Below are 18601 nucleotides of genomic sequence, written 5' to 3'. Positions count from 1 at the left end.
CGATGGGGCTTGCCGATAGCACGCCGATGTGTAGAGATACAGTACTGTATCTTATGTTCAAGGCAGGACGACAAGGATGTTTACGAGCGCGCGCGGCGACTTTTCCGAGATTCCGATGCTGGATGTCTCCGGCCTATACAGAGCGGACGAAGGGGCGATCCGCGCGGTCGCGCAGACGTTGCGCGGCTATCTCGAGAACATCGGTTTCCTCTATGTCGTGGGTCACCCGATCCCGCGCGCCGACGTCGAGGCGGTGCGCGAGGCCGGCAAGAAATTCTTCGCGCTGCCGGACGAGGAAAAACTCAAGCTGAAGATCGACAAGAATTTTCGCGGCTACCTGCCCTTCGCCGGTTCGACCATCGTCACTTCCTCGGTCGCCACGGTGAGCAAGCCCAACCAGAGCGAATCGATCTTCTTCATGCACGAGGTCGAGGCCGACGATCCGCGCGCGCTTGCCGGCAAGCCGCTGCAGGGGCCGAACCAGTGGCCGGACGAGGCGCTGTTGCCGGACTTCCATGCGACGATCCAGAACTATGTGGACGAGATGAGCACGCTGGCGCGCAAGCTGGTCGGCGCGATCGCCATCTCGCTCGGTATGCCGGCCGACAGCCTGGACGGCTATTTCGAACAACCCACGACTTTCCTGCGGCTGCTGCACTATCCGACGCAGCCGAAGGAGGAGGGCCTGTTCGGCTCGGCGCCGCATACCGACTACGGCTTCATCACCCTGCTCGCCCAGGACGATGTCGGCGGCCTGGAAGTCAAGAACAAGGCCGGCGACTGGGTGCCGGCGCCGCCCGTTCCGGATTCCTTTGTGATGAATGTCGGCGACATCCTTGCCCGCTGGTCAAACGACCAGTTCGTGTCGACGCCGCACCGGGTGATCAACCGCTCGGGGCGCGAACGCTATTCGCAGCCCTTCTTCTTCGATCCGTCGATGGAGGCGATGATCGAGGCGCTGCCGGTCTGCGTGCCGAAAGGCTCGGAGCCGAAATACGGGCCGGTCGAATATGGCGACTATCTGATGGAACGCATCGACAAGAACTACCACTATCGCAAGAAGCTGGCGGCCGAAGCGGCGAGCTCTTGAAGCAAGGCCAGCCGCATGCAGAAATTCGGTCGGCCCGCCATTGGCGGCTCGATCGGAAACCGTCCCTCCGGCCCGATACGTGGGACCGGAGGCGGAACCGAGAGCGTCAAGAAAAACTCCAGAGGAGAATGGGAATGACCAAAGATCTCTTTCAACTGGCGGGGCTTGGCCTTGCCGCGATGGTCACGGTATGGAGCGCTGGTGCATTTGCCGCCGACGTGCCGAAATCGCCCGAGGTCGAGCAAAGCGGCAAGCTCGCCGTCGCCAATACGCTCGACTACGCGCCGTTCGAATACATCGATGCCGAAGGCAAGCAGGTGGGCATCATCATCGAGCTCGCCGGTGAGGTTGCGAAGCTGGTCGGTGCCGAACTCGACGTGCAGCGCACGCCGTTCCCGTCGATGATACCCGGGCTGGCCGCCGGCCGTTTCAAGATCGCCTGGGAGACGTTTTCGGCCAATCCCGAGCGCCTGCAGCAGGTCGACTTCGTGATGTTCGTCAAGGCCGGCATCGCCGCCTCGACCTCACCGGAAAAGAAAGACAGCTTTACCGGCGACATGCCGCTCTGCGGCAAGCGCGTCGGCGTCTCGGCCGGCACCGCGTCCGACTTCCTGGTCGACAAGCTCAGCAAGGAATGCACCGACAAGGGCCAGAAGGCGATTGAGAAGTCGGTGTTCAACTCCTCCACCGACATTGTTCAGGCCGTCCTCTCCGATCGGGTCGACGCGCGCATGGATGACGCCACCGCCTCCTCCTATTTCGAGGTGACCAGCAAGGGCCAACTGGTCGTGCTGCCGACGCTCTACGATGTCGCGCCGCTCGGAATGGCGATCGCCAAGAACGACAAGGGCACCGCCGACATGATGGTGGCGGCACTCGCCGAACTGTTCAAGAACGGCACCTACCAGGCGATCCTCGACAAATACGGCATGGGCGCCTACGCGATCAAGGAACCCTATTTCGTCGGCAGCATGGACGCGCTGCGCGCCGAATGACACAGGCACGGCGCCGGGTCCTTGTACCGGCACCGCTACCCACGGACGACCGAGCGGAGAAGCGATGAGCACGGCTGAACGAAGCCATTCAGGGGCGCAGCCGGCCGTCGCTTCGGTCGCCGAGCGGCTGGTCGTCGTGCCGCGCCGGCACTATGGCATCTGGGTCGGCACGGTGTTCGCCCTGCTCATCGCCTTCTTCATTATCCGAGCCTTCGCCAGCAATCCTGCCTTCGCCTGGGGCACGGCGGCGAGCTACCTGCTCCACCCGCCGATCCTGCGCGGGCTCGGCAACACGCTGATCCTGACCGTGCTGATCATGGCCGTCGCGATCGTGGTCGGGACTGTAATTGCGATCATGCGCGTGTCGCCGAGCCCGGTGCTGCGAACCTTCGCCGGCGTCTATGTCTGGTTCTTCCGCGGTGTGCCGGCGCTGATCCAGCTCATCTTCTGGTTCAACCTGTCGCTGCTCATCCGTGAATTCTCGCTGACGCTGCCTTTCGTCGGCACGCTGTTTTCCATTCGCACCAACGATTTCATGACGCCGTTCTTCTCGGCCGTTGTCGCGCTATCGCTGTGCGAGGCGGGCTACATGGCGGAAATCATCCGCGCCGGCATCAAATCGGTGCCGAGTGGCCAGGCGGAGGCGGCAAGCGCGCTGGGAATGCCCTACCGCATGATCCTGAAGCGCATCGTACTGCCCCAGGCCATGCGTTTCGTCGTGCCGCCCACCGGCAACGAGGCGATCAACCTCTTGAAGATGACCTCACTGGTGACGTTCATCGCCGTCGACGATCTTTTCTATTCCGCACAATCGATCTATGCGCGCACCTTCGAGACCATCCCGCTGCTGATCGTCGTGGCCTTCTGGTATCTCGCGGTGGTCAGCATCATGTCGGTCGGCCAGCACTTTCTGGAGCGGCATTTCGGCCGCAGCGAGGTGCGCCGTGATCCGATGGGCATGCGCATCCTGCGCAACGCCTTCGGGCCGCGACCGGTGGGAGCTGCGCGATGACCAACATCAAGGCCGAGAACCGGGCGCGCTTCGACGTCCCGGCCAACTCCATGGTTTTCGCGCGGGCCGTGCATAAATCCTACGGGCAGTTGGAAGTGCTTAAAGGCGTCGATATCGACGTGTCGGCGGGAACCGTCGCCTGCATCATCGGCCCGTCCGGATCGGGCAAGAGCACGTTTCTGCGCTGCATCAACCATTTGGAGAAACTCAGCGGCGGCATCCTGCTGGTCGACGGCGAATTTGTCGGCTACGACCTGCGCGGCGACAAGCTCTTCGAGGTCAAGGACGACGAACTGTGCAAGCGTCGTGCCGAGATCGGCATGCTGTTCCAGTCCTTCAACCTGTTCTCGCACATGACGGTGATGGAGAACGTGATCGAGGCGCCAACTCAGGTGCGGCGGGTGCCCGTCGATCAGGCGAAGGCGGAGGCGGAAGTGCTGCTCGCCCGCGTCGGGCTTTCCGACAAGGTCGACCGCTATCCGCGCGAATTGTCCGGCGGCCAGCAGCAGCGCGTGGCGATCGCCCGCGCCATGGCGATGAAACCCAAGGTTCTGCTGTTCGACGAGCCGACCTCGGCGCTCGATCCTGAACTGGTCGGCGAGGTGCTGCAGGTTATGCGCGACCTGGCGCGGAGCGGCATGACCATGGTGGTGGTGACCCATGAGATCGGCTTTGCCCGCGAAATCGGGGACGAGCTGATCTTCATGGATGGCGGCGTGATCGTGGAACGCGGCAATCCGCGCGAGATGATCGCCAGTCCGAAATCACCGCGCACCGCCGAGTTCCTATCCAGGGTTCTCTAACTGTCTGAATCGAAATGATGGCATGTTTTGAATACCGCATGACATAGCCGAGATCGACGAGGTGCTGATTGGCGGCCATCCGAAGCGTAGATGAGGCTAGAACCAGTCGGGGAACGCGGCGCGCGCGACCTTCGCCAGCGCCGTTATGTCCTCGTCGGGCACCGAGGAATAAGGCCACAAAAGTCGCGGCCCAATCGCACCCCAGCCGCCGGCCGCCGCCATCGCCTTGTCAAGAGCGGCGTCGCTGACGGCATAGTGTGCCCGAAAGGGCAGGACGTGGTCGGCGAGAAAGGCCTGGATGCGTGCCTGCATCTCCACGGCTGCCTGCTCCCCGGCGCGTATCTCAGCCCACCATCGCAACGCGCCCCTCGGGCTGAGGCAGGCGACGTTGGAGTAGCTGCCATGCGCGCCCTGGGTGTAGCCGGTCGCCAGCGTGTGGCCGGGCACGAAGACAGAAAAGCCGGGCAATTCGCGCCGCATGTCGGCATACCAGCTTGCGTCGCCACCCGGCAGTTTGGCGCCGACAAGCGACGGCACCTCCGCCCGCAATGCGGCGATCGCCTGCAGCGTCAGCCGCCGCTTGGCATGCGGTGGATTGTAGAGGACCAGCGGCAGGTCCGGCGCAGCATCCGCCAGCCCTGAAACGAAACGCGACACCTCTTCGTCGCTCGGCGGCCACCAGTCGGGCAGAGTAAACTGCACGGCCGAAGGTTTCAGCCCCGCGACGCGGCGCAACCTTTCGCGTGCCACACGTGGGTTGGACTGGCTGATGCCGATCTGGAAGGGGATTTTCGCGCGGCCCGCGACCTCGGCCACCAGTTCGCTGAACCGGTCGAACTCGACCTCGGTCTGGCTGTGGAACTCGCAGGCGGTGCCGTTGGAATAGAGTCCGTCGACGCCCGAGGCGCCTAGCCGAGCGATCGTTTCTTGCGTGGCGCTCCAGTCGATCTCGCCATCGGCGCCGACCGCCAGCATGACGGCGCCCCAGATGCCGCGCGGCGCATGCGCGGGCAGGGCGGAGAGATGATCGCTCATGGCGCGAGTCCGGTGTGAAAGAGAAAGGGTATAGGTTCGGCAAATTCGACGGGGTCAGCCGACATAGGCGATCGTCTCCTCCCGGCGGGACTTGTTCGAAGCATAGGCGGCTTCGATGATGGCGATGATCTCGCGCCCATAGGCGCCGGTTACGGGTACGAGTGTCTCCTCGGCAATGGCATCGCGGAAAGCGGCCCATTCGCGTTTTACCGCATTGTGCATCCAGTCGGGCTCGAACGAATCCGGGAGGTCGGTCCACGTACCGTCTCGGCCAATCATCGTTCCGCGATTCATGTCGATGCGCAGCGTTCCGCGTTCGCAGACGAGGTCCATGGCAAAGCCGACAGCGCCATTGCGGTAGCCGACGCTTTGGACCTGACCCATGCCGCCGCGTTTGAAGCGCAGCGCCAGCATCGAGGTATCGTCAGCTTCCTGTTCGTGGAATTTCGCGCCAAGCATGGCGTTCACCGAAGTCACCTCGTCGTCCATCAGCCAGACCAGCCGGTCGAGCGCGTGGATGCCGGCGGTCATCAGCATGCCGCCGCCCGTTGCATTGCGCAGGTGCCAGTCGCGCCGGTTGTGCTCCATCCAGAGTTTTATCATCCAGCTCGAGCCGATCAGCGGCCGGCCAATCGTGCCGTCCTCGATCACTTTCCTTGCGGCCATGCATGGTTTTGAAAAATGGATGAGATGCGCGACCATCAGTTTGACGCCGCCAGCCGCGACGGCGGCGTTTATGGCGTCGCATTCGGCCGCCGTTCGCCCCATCGGCTTTTCAAGCAGAACGTGCTTGCCGGCTCTGGCCGCGCCGATGGCCATTTCGGCATGCATCGCGTGCGGCGTGGCGATGACGACGGCATCGACCCTGTCGTCGGCCAGGAGTTGGCGCCAGTCGGTATAGCCCTTGCCGCCTAATTCGGCGGTGAAATCGGAGAGGGCGGTCGCGTCTTCACGGCAGGCGGCGGCGAGGCGAAGGCCATCGATCTCCCGGATCGCGCGCGCATGCGCCGCACCGAAATTCCCTGCGCCGATAATGCCTACTCCAATCATCGTGCTGCCTTCCGATATGCGGCGTCGATCAGCGACATGGCTTCGACATAGTCGTCCAGGGAAATCGTGGGCGGCATTTTGCGCTGCAGCCGTTCGAATGTGTCGCGCATACACAGGCGGTAGCGCGTGGCCGGCAGTTCGACCGGCAGGTCGATGAACGTATCGTCGTCGAGCGTCGCTGACGTTGCCTTGTCGCCGCGGTCGATCAGCGTGGCGTTGGCGCTGACGATGCGCCATTCGAAGTCGCCACCCGGCAGCATCGATGCAAACGTATAGCCGGCCTCGATGGTGAAGACCGCGCCGGCTTCATCCTCCAGCACCAGCAGAGCATAGTCCTCGACCGGCGAAATGTGGATGCGGTTGCCGATCGATGCATATCCGAGGCTGAGCTTGCCGCTAGCAAGGCTGAGCGCAGCATCGACGCCGTGAATGCCAAGATTGCGCAGGGCGCCGCCACCGCCGATCGCGGGATCGACGACCCAAGCCACGCCGTCGGTGGCATAGCGTTCCGGCGGTCCGTTGACGATGCGAAAATGCGCGTGCGCGATTTTGCCGGCGCGGCCCACTTGCCGAAGTCTTTGAAAGGCGGTCACCGCCGGCCCGAAGCGATTGGGCAGTGGTACACCGACGAAGGCTTTCCGCTGGCGCGCCAGATCGCGCAGCTCCACCAAGGCTGCCGAACTGCTCGCGGCAGGCTTTTCCAACATCAGAGGAATGCGGGCCTCGATCACGCGGTGCGCATATGCCGGCACCGTCGAAGGATGCCCCATCAGCACGACGAGATCGGGCGCGATTGAAAGAACCTGTTCGAATGTAGCAAGTGCGTTCAGCGAATTACGCACCGCAAAGCCGCGCGCGTGCTCCGGGTTCTCGTCCCAAACCCTGACAATTTCGGCTTCCGCCCAGCGCGCCGCATCGAGATGCATGCCGGCATGCCAATGGCTCGTGCCGGCCAGAACGACTTTCATTCCCGGTTATTCCCTCTTATGGCCTTGCAGGATATCCTACAAGTCGCTATACGACAAGTCATCAACCTCCTTGGTGGCTTTGTCATCCAGATCACTCGCGTGGCGCAGAGAGAAAATGACGGTAGTGAAGTCGATCGAACCGCTCAGCCGGCCGCCGCTTCTCCACGTCTCCGTGCAGGAGAGCCTGCGCAACTACATCGCAGCGAACAGCCTGAAGGCTGGCGATCCGTTGCCGCCGGAGACATTTCTGGCGCAGCAGCTCGGCGTTGGCCGCAACTCGGTGCGCGAGGCGATCAAGGCGCTGGAATCGATCGGCATCCTGGAAACGCGGCGCGGCATCGGCGTCTTCGTCAAGGAATTCTCGTTCAAGCCGCTGCTCGACAACCTTGCCTACGGACTTCAGGACTCGTTGCGCGATGTCGAGGAACTGCGCGAGATCCGCCGTGTGCTCGAGACGGGTCTGATCGCCAAGACGATCGAGATGATCGATGCGGCTGATATCGTCGAGTTGCGCCGGCTTACCGAAAGCATGCGCCAGCGCGCCGAGCGCAACGAGAGCTTTGCGGAAGAGGACCAGCAGTTCCACCAGATGCTGTTCCGCTGCCAGAACAACCGCATGCTGAGCGCTCTCATCGACATCTTCTGGGTGGCGTTCAACAAGGCGTCGAATTTCACCAATCTCGACAATCCGACGCCGCTCGCCACCTGGCGCGATCACCACGAAATCGTCGAGGCGGTTGCCGCCAAGGATGTCGACGGGGCGCGGCGCCGGCTCGACGATCACTACAGGGGCATCCAGCAAGTCATCGCCAAAAACCGCACAACCTGAAAAATGCCAAGGGAGGAAACCATGCGCATCAAGACGATAGCGATCGCCACCGCGCTGCTGCTCGGCAGCGGCCTGCCAACGGTCGTCCAGGCCCAGTCGCCAAAGACAATCGCCGGCGGTTTCGACGTCGGTCCAGGCGGGCTGCCCAAGAACTTCAATCCGCTGGTTTCGACCGCCGGCTTCACCTGGCTCAGCAACTATTACGAGCCGCTGATCCTGTGGAATGCCGACCTGACCCAGCTCACCGGCGCCCTTGCCAAGGATTACAAGGTCAGCGACGACCAGCTTAACTATACGTTCAACCTGGCCGAAGAGACTTGGCACGACGGCAAGCCGTTCACATCCAAGGACGTGAAGTTCACCTTCGAACTGGCGAAGAACAAGGCCTCGGGCAGCCTCTTTGCCGCCCGTCTGGGCGACATCGCCTCGGTCGAAACCCCCGACGATCGGACCGTCGTGATCAAGCTATCCAAGCCGAACGCTTCGTTCCTGGCGATCATCACACAGATATTGATCCTGCCGGAGCATGCGCTTGCAGGCATGGCGCCGGAATCGCTGGCGAACAGCACCTGGTGGTCGACGACCCCGGTCGGCACCGGACCCTACAAGTTCAATCGTTATGTCACAGACCAGTATGTGGAACTGGCGGCCGACGACGACTATCGCGGCGGCAAGCCGAAGGTCGACGTGCTGATCAACCGCTATTTCGAGAACCCGGCCGCGGCCGTCGCGGCGCTCAGGGCCGGCGAGATTCAGTTCACCTATGTCGAACCCGACGATGCGGCGGCGTTCAAGACCGACGCCAACTTCAAGGTCATCGAGGGCGGCTCCTATGTCGTCAACTATATCGGCCTCAACCAGAAGGTCGATCTCTTCAAGGACATAAAAATTCGCCAGGCGATCATGTATGCGATCGACCGGAATGCGATCATCGAGAGCCTCTACGGCGGCGCAGCCAAGCCGGCAAATTGCGGTTATGTCGCGCCGCAACTCATACCGGAAGGGCTGGAGTCCTATGCCTATGATCCGGAAAAGGCGAAGGCGCTTCTGGCCGAGGCGGGCTGGGACAAGATCAATGGCGACAAGCCGATCACCTGGCTGACCTATTACGGCTCGCCGCAGGCGGCCAATGTCATGGCCGCCGTCCAGGCGATGCTGGCGCAGGTCGGCATCAATGTCGTGCCGCGCGTCGTCGATACGCCGACCTACAACGGCATCGTCTACAAGGAAGGTACGCCGAACTGGAACGAGTTCCCGATGATCTATGCCGGCTTGCAGAACGGACCGAACCCGGCCGGCCTAAACCCGGGCCTCAACATGTCCCAGCTTCCGCCGGCCGGGTTCAACACGATGCGCATCGAGTTCGACGATCTGAGCGCCGCCTTCGACAAGGCGCTTGGCGAGACCGATAAATCTAAGCTCGATGCCGCCTGGCAGGACGTCTGCAAGGTCATGAACAAGGAGCTTCCCTGGGCAACGCTCTGGGTGGCCAACCGCTACGGTGTCGCCTCCAACAAGCTCAAGGACTTCGTGTGGACGCCCGCGCCCGCCGGCGGTCCTTTCGCGGCCCATCCCGAGACCTGGGATATCCGGTAAGCTGGAGCAGGCGGGTCTCTCCCGTCCCGCCTGTGGGACGGGCATCTCTTCAACGCCGGTCCCACTTCATCCATTTCCGGAAAGCCGATGCTGAGCTTCATCGCCCGACGCTGCGCCACTGGATTGCTGATGCTGGTCGCGCTGAGCGTCCTCATCTTCATCCTGCTGCGCCTTGCGCCCGGCGACCCGATCGATGCCTACATCAACCCCTCGTCGCCGATGTCGGCATCGGACCTCGAGACGCTGCGGGAGCGGCTCGGCCTCGACCAGCCGCTGCCGCTCCAGTATTTCGGCTGGCTGCGCGCGGCCCTCTCGGGCGATTTCGGCTACTCGATCCAGCGCAGTGGCGTGCTGGTGCTGCCGCTCGTCATGGACCGTATCTGGCCGACCGTGCTGCTGATGGGCACGGGCCTGGCGATCGCCATTGTCGTCGGGGTCGCCGCCGGCATCTACAGTGCGGTGCGCCGCAACGCGTGGCCCGACATTCTAATGTCGGTGCTGTCCTTTGTCGGCATATCGAGCCCCGCCTTCCTGACGGCGCTGCTCGGCCTCTATTTCTTCTCAGTGCTGCTGCGCTGGGCGCCATCCGGGGGCATGCAGACGGCAGGCGCGCCATTCTCGGTCGGCGACGTGCTCGCCCATCTGATCCTGCCGGCCTGCCTGCTGTCGATCGGCCACGCGGCGCTGATCATGCGCTATATGCGCGCCTCGCTGCTCGAAGTGCTGAGCCAGGACTATGTGCGGACCGCACGCGCCAAGGGCGTGCGCGAGTTCTGGGTGATTATCAAGCATGCCACCCGCAATGCACTGCTGCCGGTCATCACGCTGATCGGATCGACAGTGGGCATCGCCGTCGGCGGCGCGATTTTCCTCGAAAGCGTCTTCAACTGGCCGGGCATGGGGCTGCTGCTGGTCAATGCGGTCGGCACGCGCGACTATCCGGTGATCATGGGCGCGACGCTGGTCATCGGCGCCTGCGTCATCCTGGTCAACATCCTCACCGACGTCGCCTACGCCTTCGTCGATCCGCGCATCCAGGTGGGATGATGACGGCCGCCGCGATCGAACCGCCAGCCATACGGCGCACCAAAGGACCGCTGCGCCGCGCGCTCGACCGCTTCATCGAGAACCGTGCCGCACGCGCCGGCCTGTTCATCCTCGTGCCCGTGCTGCTCGCGGTCATGACGTATCACTGGTGGTGGCCCTACGCGCCGAATGCGATCGACCTGAAAGCCATGAACAAGGGACCGTCGGCTGCGCATTGGCTAGGCAGCGACGGCGTCGGCCGCGATGTCTTCGCCCGGCTGATGCAAGGCGGACGAATTTCGCTGCTGGTCGCGGTGTGCTCGGTGGCGATCTCCCTGGTCATAGGCTTCCTCGTCGGCGCGATCGCGAGCTTCGGCGGACGGGTCGTCGATGCAACCGCGATGCGTTTCGTCGATCTCGCCATGACGCTGCCGCCGGTCATCTTTCTCCTGGTGCTTGCCTCGATCGCCGGCACCGGCATCGCGCCGACGATCCTCGTCATCTCGCTGCTCTCCTGGCCTGTCCTGTCGCGCATGGTGCGGGCCCGGCTGCTCGAACTGCGCGAGCGCGACTTCGTCGTGGCCGCGCGCGGCATGGGGGCGGGGCTGCCGCACCTCCTGTTTCGCCACGGCCTGCCCAACTGCATCGACATATTGGTCGTCTACGCGACCTTGCAGATCGCCAACGCGATCCTGCTGGAAGCCGGCCTCTCCTTTCTCGGGCTCGGCATCGCGCCGCCGGAGGCGAGCTGGGGCAACATGCTCAACCTGGCGCGCTCCACCATCGTCCTCGAACAATATCCCTGGCAGTGGATGTTTCCCGGCGCCGCCCTCGTTCTCACCGTTCTCGCCATCAACTTCATCGGCGACGGCCTGCGTGATGCTTTCGATCCTCGATCCGATCTCAACTGAAGGTTCCAAGAATGCCCCTTTTTACCGGCGTCGTGCCACCCGTCGTCACTCCCCTCAATGCCGATTACAGCATCGACTTCCCGTCGTTCACGCGAACGCTGGAGAACCTGCTCGATGGCGGCGTCCACGGACTGTTCGTGCTTGGATCGACCAGCGAGGTGGTGTTTCACGAGGCGGAAGCGCGCAAGGCGATCGTCGAGCACGCGGTGAAAGTGAACAATGGGCGCGTGCCGGTCTTCGTCGGCGTCATCGACCCGACGACCGACCGCGTCATCAACCATTCGAAGATCGCCAAGACGGCCGGCGCCGACGCGATCGTGGTCACCGCGCCCTTCTACGCGCGCACCAGCCAGCCGGAGATCGCCGATCATTTCCGCTACATCAAGGATGCGATCGACATCCCGATTATCGCCTATGACATCCCGGTCTGCGTGCACGTGAAGCTGGAGCGCAAGACGACGGTGACGCTGGCGAAAGAGGGGACAATCGCCGGCCTGAAGGATTCCAGCGGCGACGACGGCAATCTGCGCTACGTACTGATGGACATGGCCGGCGACACCAGCTTCTTCGGTATGACCGGCTCTGAGATCATGGTCGATACGGCGCTTGCCATGGGTGCGCATGGCGTCGTGCCGGGCATCGCCAATGTCGACCCGCACGGCTACGTCAGGATGTGGAACCTGATGCAGGCCGGCAACTATGCCGAGGCCCGCGTCGAACAGGAGCGCCTGCTGAGGCTGTTCGAGATCGTGTGGATCTCGCTTGGCCGCACCAGCGCCGGCTCGGCCGGTGTCGGCGCCTTCAAGACCGCGATGCGCAGCCTCGGCATCATTGCCACCAACCGGATGGCGCGGCCGCAGCGCGACCTGAACGCCGAAGAGGCGGCGAGGGTGGACGCAATCCTCCGCGACGTCGGTCTGCTCCGCTGACGATGCAAGCGCCGATCCTCCAGATATCAGGCTTGCGAACCGTGTTCCGCATCGCGGGCCGCGACATCGCGGCCGTGCAGGATATCGACCTCACGATCGGCTCCGGTGAAACCGTGGCGCTGGTCGGCGAATCCGGATCGGGCAAGTCGGTTACCAGCCTGTCGATCATAGGGCTCCTGCCAAAAAAGATCGGCCATATCGCGGAGGGGCGCATCTCGATCAGGCGCCGCGACGGGTCGGTCACCGAACTGACCGGGCTCGACACCGAGTCGCTGCGCCGCGTGCGCGGCAACGACATCGGCATGGTCTTTCAGGAGCCGATGACCAGCCTGAACCCGGTTTACACGATCGGAGAACAGATCGCCGAGCCGATCCGCATCCATCTCGGCAAATCGCTTCGCGAGGCGGCGGCCGAGGCGGTGCGGCTCCTGGCGCAGGTGGGCATTCCGGATCCCGCGCGCCGCGCGAAACAGTATCCGCATGAGCTCTCCGGCGGCATGCGCCAGCGTGCCACCATCGCGATGGCCCTGTCCTGCAACCCCACCTTGCTGATCGCCGACGAGCCGACCACCGCGCTCGACGTGACGATCCAGGCGCAGATCCTCGACCTGCTCGCCGATCTCCAGGCGGAACGCGGCATGGGCATCCTCTTCGTCACCCACAATCTCGGCGTGGTCGCCGAGATCGCCGACCGAGTTGCCGTGATGTATGCGGGGCGCATCGTCGAGACCGGCCCGGTGAGCGAGGTCTTCGCCCGCCCGCGCCATCCCTATACCGTCGGGCTGATGCGCTCCGTGCCGCGGCTCGGCCAGGCGACCGTGCTGAAACAGGCCGGCACGCCGCTGCCGACAATCGCCGGCAACGTTCCGTCGCTGGCGATGCTGCCCAAGGGCTGCTCGTTCGCGCCGCGTTGCCCCATGGCCATCGACGCCTGCCGCGCTGCCGTGCCGCCGTTGTTCCAATCTAGCCCGATGCAGTCCAGCCGTTGCATTCGCTGGGAGGAGCTATGACCGCGCCGGCTCCCTATCTTTCGGTCCGAAAACTGACCAAACATTTCGCCCCGACGGCGTTTTCGCGCGGGCCGGTGGTCAAGGCGCTGCAGGATATTTCGTTCGACATCCCGCGCGGCCAGGTAGTGGGGCTGGTCGGCGAATCCGGCTCGGGCAAGACGACCATCGGCCGCTCGGTGCTGCGGCTGATCGAACCGACCTCGGGCGAGATACGCTTCGACGGCAAGGATATCGTCAAGCTCGGCGCCGGCGAACTGCGCCGCCAGCGCCGCACCATGCAGTATATTTTCCAGGACCCCTTCGCCAGCCTCTCGCCGCGCATGACGATCGGGCAGATCCTCACCGAAGGGCTCGACATACAGGGCATCGGCAACCGCGCCGAGCGGCGTGCGCGTGCCGAAAAGGCGCTGGCCGCGGTCGAGTTGCCGGCCGATGCCTACGACCGCTACGCGCATGAGTTTTCGGGTGGCCAGCGGCAGCGCATCGGCATTGCCCGCGCCTTGACACTCGAGCCGGAATTCATCGTCGCCGACGAGCCGGTCTCGGCGCTCGACGTGTCGATCCAGGCCCAGGTGATCAATCTTCTGCGGGACCTGCAGGTGCGGCTCGGCCTGACGATGCTGTTCATCTCGCACGATCTCGCGGTGGTCGAGTACATCTGCGACACGGTCATCGTGCTCTATCTCGGGCGCATCATGGAGATCGCACCGGCGGCGAGCCTCTACGCCCGGCCGCAGCATCCCTATACGCGGGCGCTGCTGTCGGCCATTCCTTCGCCGGACGCGACGAAACGGCCGCGCCGCCAGATCTTGAAGGGCGATATTCCGAGCCCCGCCAACCCGCCCTCGGGCTGTGTCTTCCGCACTCGCTGCCCCCATGCGATCGAAGCCTGCGCCAGGGTCGTGCCGGAGTTGCTGGAGACCGATGCAGGCCACCTCAAGGCATGCATCCGCGACGACATTCCGGCATTAAGCCCTTGAAGCCGGAATGACAGGGGGAAATAGGCGACCTTGGATGCGTACGAAACAGGTTGTGGTTCAAGCATTGGGCTTGTGGTGCAGACGATTGTACGAACTTGCGCGAACAAGCACCCGGCCGTCAGTTTGCCGGGACGACCAGCGGCTTGCCTTTTTCGACAATGTAGGTTGCGAGTTCGGCAGCGTTCCCAGTGCCGACATTCTTCGCCGAATGAATCGCTCCGGCTGGAATGAAGAGGACCTCACCGGGTTTGAGTGTTATCGGCTGCTGGCCTTCGATCTCGTATTCAAGCGAACCTTCGAGGACGTAGACAATTTCTTCACCGGGATGGGAGTGCTTCGGCGCTAAAACACCTGGCGCGATATCAACGCGCACCTGAACGACCTCACGCCCGGCAATGCTTAACTCATGCCGCTGGAGATCGGTTCGCTTGATCCCGTCCTGGGCTAGTGCCGCGCTCAACGCTGCGTCGCTTCCGACGATCAATATCGTCGTCAGCATCGCCGGAATAATCAAAAACCCGTTCAGCCGTGCTGGCATTGCAATCTCCTGATTGATTTGTTTGGTTGCTGAAGGCCCTGAAGAAATAGGGCGGCGGCACACCGCTGCCCTATTCTGCATGGGTCTAGAGAGGCAGTTCCCTGCCGGTGTGCTCGGCCACCATGTATTCGGCGTACCAGTCCGGCCAGTTGACATCGTGCCGGCCGCCATCGTGCTTTTTATGTTCGCCATGCGCGGCGGCGGCGCGGCGGAGCGCGGCAGCCAGATCCGGTACCGGGACGAAGCTCGTCGTATTGGGGTCGACCCGCCCAGGGAATCGGGCGGTGATCTCCTGGAGCAGCCAACTGTTGCCGTCAGGATCGCTGAAGGCGGCGAACGAGACGTAGCTGCGCCCTTCCGGATCGCGGCCGCTAACTGCGGGCTGCCCCGGACCGGAACGGTGGAACACTTCGCTCACATCCGCACCCCGGCCGACGAGTTCGGCGCGCGCCGTCTCGATGTCCGATACCACGAGGACCGGTCGTTGGGTCGAACTCGGCGCTGCCGAGGTGATGCCCTTCCCGAAGTGGATGGAACCGGGTGAACCCGGAGGGGTGAACTGATCTGCTAAGTTCGCCCAGTCCTCAGTCCATCGCATAAGATGATCAAGTTCGCCGATGAGGATGCTATGATCGCGCCCAATTTCCTTGAAGGACACCTCTGGTAGGTTCAGCCCAGCTTCCACAATTTCACGCAACAACTCGGCAGCTTTCGAATTGAGCCGGCGCCAGGTCTCGGATGCTGATTTCCAATCTTCTCGCAGTTCCACGACTGTCGGTGCCGTCAGGTATTCGCGAACGATCTCCTCCAGGTCGGACCGGGAATCCGCCGACATTTCACCGAATGCGTCGGTGATTTGCCGCCATTCCTGATCGCTGTAGCGAAAGTCTAAAGCGTAAGGAAGTTGTGCCCCGGCGTGCCCCTAGTGGTTTCATCGGCGTGTGCATGGCACTTAACTCGTTGAAATTATTGGCGCGCCCGAAGAGATTCGAACTCCTGACCCCCAGATTCGTAGTCTGGTGCTCTATCCAGCTGAGCTACGGGCGCGCGACGGCCGCGAGACACGACCTGCAAGGGCCGACCGACAGGCCGACCGCAAGCGAGGAGTTCCCTAATCGCTGGCTTTCGGAAAAGCAAGCCGCTCCGGGAAACTTTTGCCGGCACCTGTGGAGGGAGGCTATCGCATTTGCGTTGTGAGATGGACGAGATGGGCATCGTTCCCGTGGCGGCAAAGTGGATGCGCCAGTCCTGCCGGCTGCGTCAGCCGTGCCGGCGCAGGCCGCCGCGGGCTTCGTCGAGTTTTACCGGCTGGTCGGGGATGGTCACCGAAAACACGGTGCGGCCGCCCATGCTCTCGACGAGTTCCAGCGAGCCGCCATGGGCGCGCACCAGTTCATGGGCGATGGCGAGACCCAGCCCGGTGCCGCCGCTGCGCGCCGCGCCGCGGAACGCCGCGAACAGGTTTTCGCGCGCCTTCTTCGGCAGGCCGGGACCGGTGTCGGTCACCAGGATGCGGCTGACGCTGCCCTGCCGCTCGGCGGTGACGCTCAGCCGGTTGACGGCGGCCGCCTCGGTCTCGGCCGTCATCGCCTGCACCGCGTTGCGGCAGAGATTGGTCAGGATGCGAAAGAGCTGCTCGGCGTCGGCGTCCACCTCGAAGGCGGCATCGACGCCGTTGACGAATTCGATGCCGCTCTCCGGTTCGATGCCGAGCAGATTGTGGACTTCGTCGACGACTTGCCTGAGCCGCAGCCGCCGGCGCGCCGGCGGCGGCTCCTGTGTGCGGCCATAGGCGAGCACGCCCTCCGAATAGGAGACGGCGCGGTCAAGCGCACGCAGCAGGCGCGGCGCCAGCACCTGCACGGTCGGATCCTTCACCGTGCCCAGCCTGTCCGACATCAGTTGCGCGGAAGCCAGGATGTTGCGCATGTCGTGGTTGATTTTTGAGACGGCGAGGCCGAGGTCGGCCAGGTGTTTCTGCTCGCCCAGCGTCTTCTGCAGCCTTGTCTGCATCTCGGCCAGTTCGCGCTCGGCGACGCCGATCTCGTCGCCGCGATCCTCCGGCCGGATGATGCGGCCGGGATCGTCGGGCTGGCGCGAGAAATCGAGCATGGAGCGCGTCATCGCCCGGACCGGCCGGATCATGATGCGGTCGATCGTGTAGAAGACCAGCGTGGCGGTGACCAGCGCGATCAGCAGCGAAAACAGCGCGACGTTGCGCGAATAGGTGAGCATCGCCATGCGCAGCCGGCTGTCGGGGATGATCAGCTCGAATTCCTTGTTGCTGTCGCCGACCTCGCCGAAGACGCGCAATACGCGATTGCCGCCATAGACCAGCGTGTCGACCGCGCCGGTCATCGCCTCGAAAAGGCTGGTGTTGCCGAGGTCGATGTGCTCGTCGACTTCCGGCGGCACCTCGGTGACCACCAGCAGGCGCGACATGCCGTCGTCGCGCACGGCGATGGCCTTGGCGCCGATGGCCATCAGCACGTCGTCCTGCACCTGGCGCGACAGGCTGTTGGCGTCTTCCTCGACCAATATAACGGAGAGCGCGGCCGCGGTGCCGAGCCTCTCCTCCAGCCAGCCCAGCCGGAAATTGGCGACCGATGGCACGAAGATCAGCACTTCGGCGATGAGCACGAAACAGGCGGTCAGCACCAGAAGCTTCGCCGAAAGCCCGCGCGCCAGCGAGACCGTCCTCGCCGGATCCGCTGTGTCTTTGACTTCCCCAATCTGCCGGTCGCTCATGCGGCCGTTCCGGTTCCTTCTGGGCGGCCGCACAATGTCCTCCGGACTGGAGGGCGGCGTCCGCAAAGCAATGAATGCGGCGCGCCGGCACCATTCGGGCAGCATGATGAAGATAGGTGATCGTATCGCGTTTGCCAAATTGGCCTATGGAAGCAGTCCCGATGGGCAGGAGGTTTTGCCTTTTGCGGGAAGAAATCGTTCCCGCATGCAGCCTCCGTCGCTGCCGAGGCGCAAAAAATCCGCGCCGGCCATCGATTTTCGGCTTTTCAGGTTCGAGGCGGCACGCGTCATGACGTATCGCGCCGCGGCGGCTCCAGCGCGTAGTACGCCATGGCATTGGCGTGCGCCAGAATCTCGTCGACCTCGCGGATGTTCTTGCGTTTCGGAACATCCGGATCGAAACGCGGCAATCTTCCGCCGGGCGGACGCCCACGCCGCAGCGGCGAAAAACGCCGGAACCGCACCGGGCCCGGCTTGCCCTGCGCTGCCGCCGCGTCGCGGGCCGCTTTGTCCCGTGCAAGGCCTGCGTCGTTGCGCGCCTTCCAGCGGGCGAAACACTGTGCCTGTCCCGGAAGGTCGTCGAGTGCCTGACCCAGCGCATCCAGCCTGAGCGTCAGTTTTGCCGCATTGATCGGGTCGTTCTGCGACGGCGGCGATGGCGGCGGCGGGACGTATGGCGCATCGTCGTCGAGCGACCGGATGCGCGGCACGGCATGCGCGGGAACATATCGGCGGCGGATGCGGAACGGGTATTTGAGAGGATCGAGCAGCGAAAGGTTTTGTCCACGCGGCCTGGCGGCGCGCCGTTCGGCGGCCTTCCGCTCGGCCTCAAAGCGGGCAAAATCTTCTCTCGACAGGTTGACGGCAAGGCCGAGGCGGCGCATGGCGGCCACCGTGTCGGAAATTTTTGACTTGAGCTTTCGCGGACGCAGCGGCGGCAGCGTCACCACGATGCCTTGCGCCGCCGCGATGATCAGCCGCCGCGCGGCGGATTCGGCGGGGCGCAGCAGCAGCAGAATGGCACGGTAGAGATGGCGCGGCAGGCAAAGCGCCGGAGACGGCTTTTTTCTCCCCGTCTTTC

General features: G+C 63.8%; 18 protein-coding genes and 1 tRNA gene. 11 read left to right on the top strand and 8 right to left on the bottom strand.

What is annotated here, in order from left to right:
* Nucleotides 1-76 precede the first annotated feature (76 nt).
* The 4 genes from ACH196_RS11255 (at nt 77) to ACH196_RS11240 (ending at nt 3900) form a co-directional block, all read left to right on the top strand.
* Nucleotides 77-1090, top strand: coding sequence for an isopenicillin N synthase family dioxygenase (locus tag ACH196_RS11255; RefSeq protein WP_396646985.1), 1014 nt, complete (start codon nt 77-79; stop codon nt 1088-1090).
* A gap of 134 nt (nt 1091-1224) precedes the next feature.
* Nucleotides 1225-2085: an ABC transporter substrate-binding protein gene (locus ACH196_RS11250; RefSeq protein WP_396646984.1), complete on the top strand. Its 861-nt coding sequence runs from the start codon at nt 1225-1227 to the stop codon at nt 2083-2085.
* Nucleotides 2086-2149: 64 nt separating this feature from the next.
* Nucleotides 2150-3097 carry an amino acid ABC transporter permease gene (locus ACH196_RS11245; RefSeq protein ID WP_396646983.1) on the top strand — a complete coding sequence of 316 codons (948 nt, stop codon included), beginning with the start codon at nt 2150-2152 and terminating at the stop codon, nt 3095-3097.
* A gap of 50 nt (nt 3098-3147) precedes the next feature.
* Nucleotides 3148-3900 carry an amino acid ABC transporter ATP-binding protein gene (locus ACH196_RS11240; RefSeq protein ID WP_396647087.1) on the top strand — a complete coding sequence of 251 codons (753 nt, stop codon included), beginning with the start codon at nt 3148-3150 and terminating at the stop codon, nt 3898-3900.
* A 96-nt stretch (nt 3901-3996) separates the two neighbouring features.
* On the opposite strand, the gene ACH196_RS11235 is transcribed toward ACH196_RS11240, so the two are convergent.
* Genes ACH196_RS11235 through ACH196_RS11225 form a run of 3 tightly spaced genes read right to left on the bottom strand, consistent with a single transcriptional unit; the run spans nt 3997 to nt 6953 of the window.
* Nucleotides 3997-4935, bottom strand: coding sequence for a dihydrodipicolinate synthase family protein (locus tag ACH196_RS11235; RefSeq protein ID WP_396646982.1), 939 nt, complete (start codon nt 4933-4935; stop codon nt 3997-3999).
* A gap of 54 nt (nt 4936-4989) precedes the next feature.
* Nucleotides 4990-5985 carry a Gfo/Idh/MocA family protein gene (locus ACH196_RS11230; protein WP_396646981.1) on the bottom strand — a complete coding sequence of 332 codons (996 nt, stop codon included), beginning with the start codon at nt 5983-5985 and terminating at the stop codon, nt 4990-4992.
* The gene (locus ACH196_RS11225; protein ID WP_396646980.1) at nt 5982-6953 is read right to left on the bottom strand and encodes a Gfo/Idh/MocA family protein; all 972 of its coding nucleotides are present in this window, start codon (nt 6951-6953) and stop codon (nt 5982-5984) included. Before ACH196_RS11225 ends, ACH196_RS11230 begins: the two co-directional genes overlap by 4 nt.
* A 115-nt stretch (nt 6954-7068) precedes the next feature.
* Here ACH196_RS11225 and ACH196_RS11220 point away from each other — a divergent pair, with 115 nt between their 5' ends.
* From ACH196_RS11220 to ACH196_RS11190, 7 genes are all read left to right on the top strand, one after another.
* Nucleotides 7069-7782, top strand: coding sequence for a FadR/GntR family transcriptional regulator (locus tag ACH196_RS11220; protein WP_396646979.1), 714 nt, complete (start codon nt 7069-7071; stop codon nt 7780-7782).
* Between the two features lie 21 nt (nt 7783-7803).
* On the top strand, nt 7804-9378 hold the full coding sequence (locus ACH196_RS11215) for an ABC transporter substrate-binding protein (RefSeq protein WP_396646978.1): 1575 nt from the start codon (nt 7804-7806) through the stop codon (nt 9376-9378).
* Between the two features lie 87 nt (nt 9379-9465).
* Nucleotides 9466-10425, top strand: coding sequence for an ABC transporter permease (locus ACH196_RS11210; protein ID WP_396646977.1), 960 nt, complete (start codon nt 9466-9468; stop codon nt 10423-10425).
* Entirely contained in the window at nt 10422-11315 is an 894-nt protein-coding gene (locus tag ACH196_RS11205) for an ABC transporter permease (RefSeq protein WP_396646976.1), read from the top strand. Before ACH196_RS11210 ends, ACH196_RS11205 begins: the two co-directional genes overlap by 4 nt.
* Before the next feature lie 11 nt (nt 11316-11326).
* The gene (locus tag ACH196_RS11200; RefSeq protein ID WP_396646975.1) at nt 11327-12244 is read left to right on the top strand and encodes a dihydrodipicolinate synthase family protein; all 918 of its coding nucleotides are present in this window, start codon (nt 11327-11329) and stop codon (nt 12242-12244) included.
* A 2-nt stretch (nt 12245-12246) separates the two neighbouring features.
* Nucleotides 12247-13254 (top strand): ABC transporter ATP-binding protein, encoded by a 1008-nt coding sequence (locus ACH196_RS11195; protein ID WP_396646974.1) that lies wholly within the window; start codon nt 12247-12249, stop codon nt 13252-13254.
* Nucleotides 13251-14234, top strand: a complete 984-nt coding sequence (locus ACH196_RS11190; protein WP_396646973.1) for an ABC transporter ATP-binding protein — start codon at nt 13251-13253, stop codon at nt 14232-14234. Before ACH196_RS11195 ends, ACH196_RS11190 begins: the two co-directional genes overlap by 4 nt.
* A 118-nt stretch (nt 14235-14352) precedes the next feature.
* On the opposite strand, the gene ACH196_RS11185 is transcribed toward ACH196_RS11190, so the two are convergent.
* The 5 genes from ACH196_RS11185 to ACH196_RS11165 form a co-directional block, all read right to left on the bottom strand.
* Nucleotides 14353-14772: a cupin domain-containing protein gene (locus tag ACH196_RS11185; protein ID WP_396646972.1), complete on the bottom strand. Its 420-nt coding sequence runs from the start codon at nt 14770-14772 to the stop codon at nt 14353-14355.
* An 85-nt stretch (nt 14773-14857) separates the two neighbouring features.
* Nucleotides 14858-15607 carry a hypothetical protein gene (locus tag ACH196_RS11180; RefSeq protein WP_396646971.1) on the bottom strand — a complete coding sequence of 250 codons (750 nt, stop codon included), beginning with the start codon at nt 15605-15607 and terminating at the stop codon, nt 14858-14860.
* A gap of 135 nt (nt 15608-15742) precedes the next feature.
* Nucleotides 15743-15819, bottom strand: a tRNA-Arg gene (locus tag ACH196_RS11175).
* Nucleotides 15820-16032: 213 nt separating this feature from the next.
* Entirely contained in the window at nt 16033-17520 is a 1488-nt protein-coding gene (locus ACH196_RS11170) for a sensor histidine kinase (RefSeq protein ID WP_396646970.1), read from the bottom strand.
* Between the two features lie 287 nt (nt 17521-17807).
* On the bottom strand, nt 17808-18601 hold a 794-nt coding region (locus tag ACH196_RS11165; protein ID WP_396646969.1), incomplete at its 5' end, for a hypothetical protein.

Origin of the sequence: Mesorhizobium sp. IMUNJ 23232, assembly GCF_044326205.1 — a bacterium.
Taxonomy (GTDB): domain Bacteria; phylum Pseudomonadota; class Alphaproteobacteria; order Rhizobiales; family Rhizobiaceae; genus Kumtagia.
Note: the sequence above shows the minus strand (reverse complement) of the source record. Positions and strands in the feature narration are given on the sequence as shown.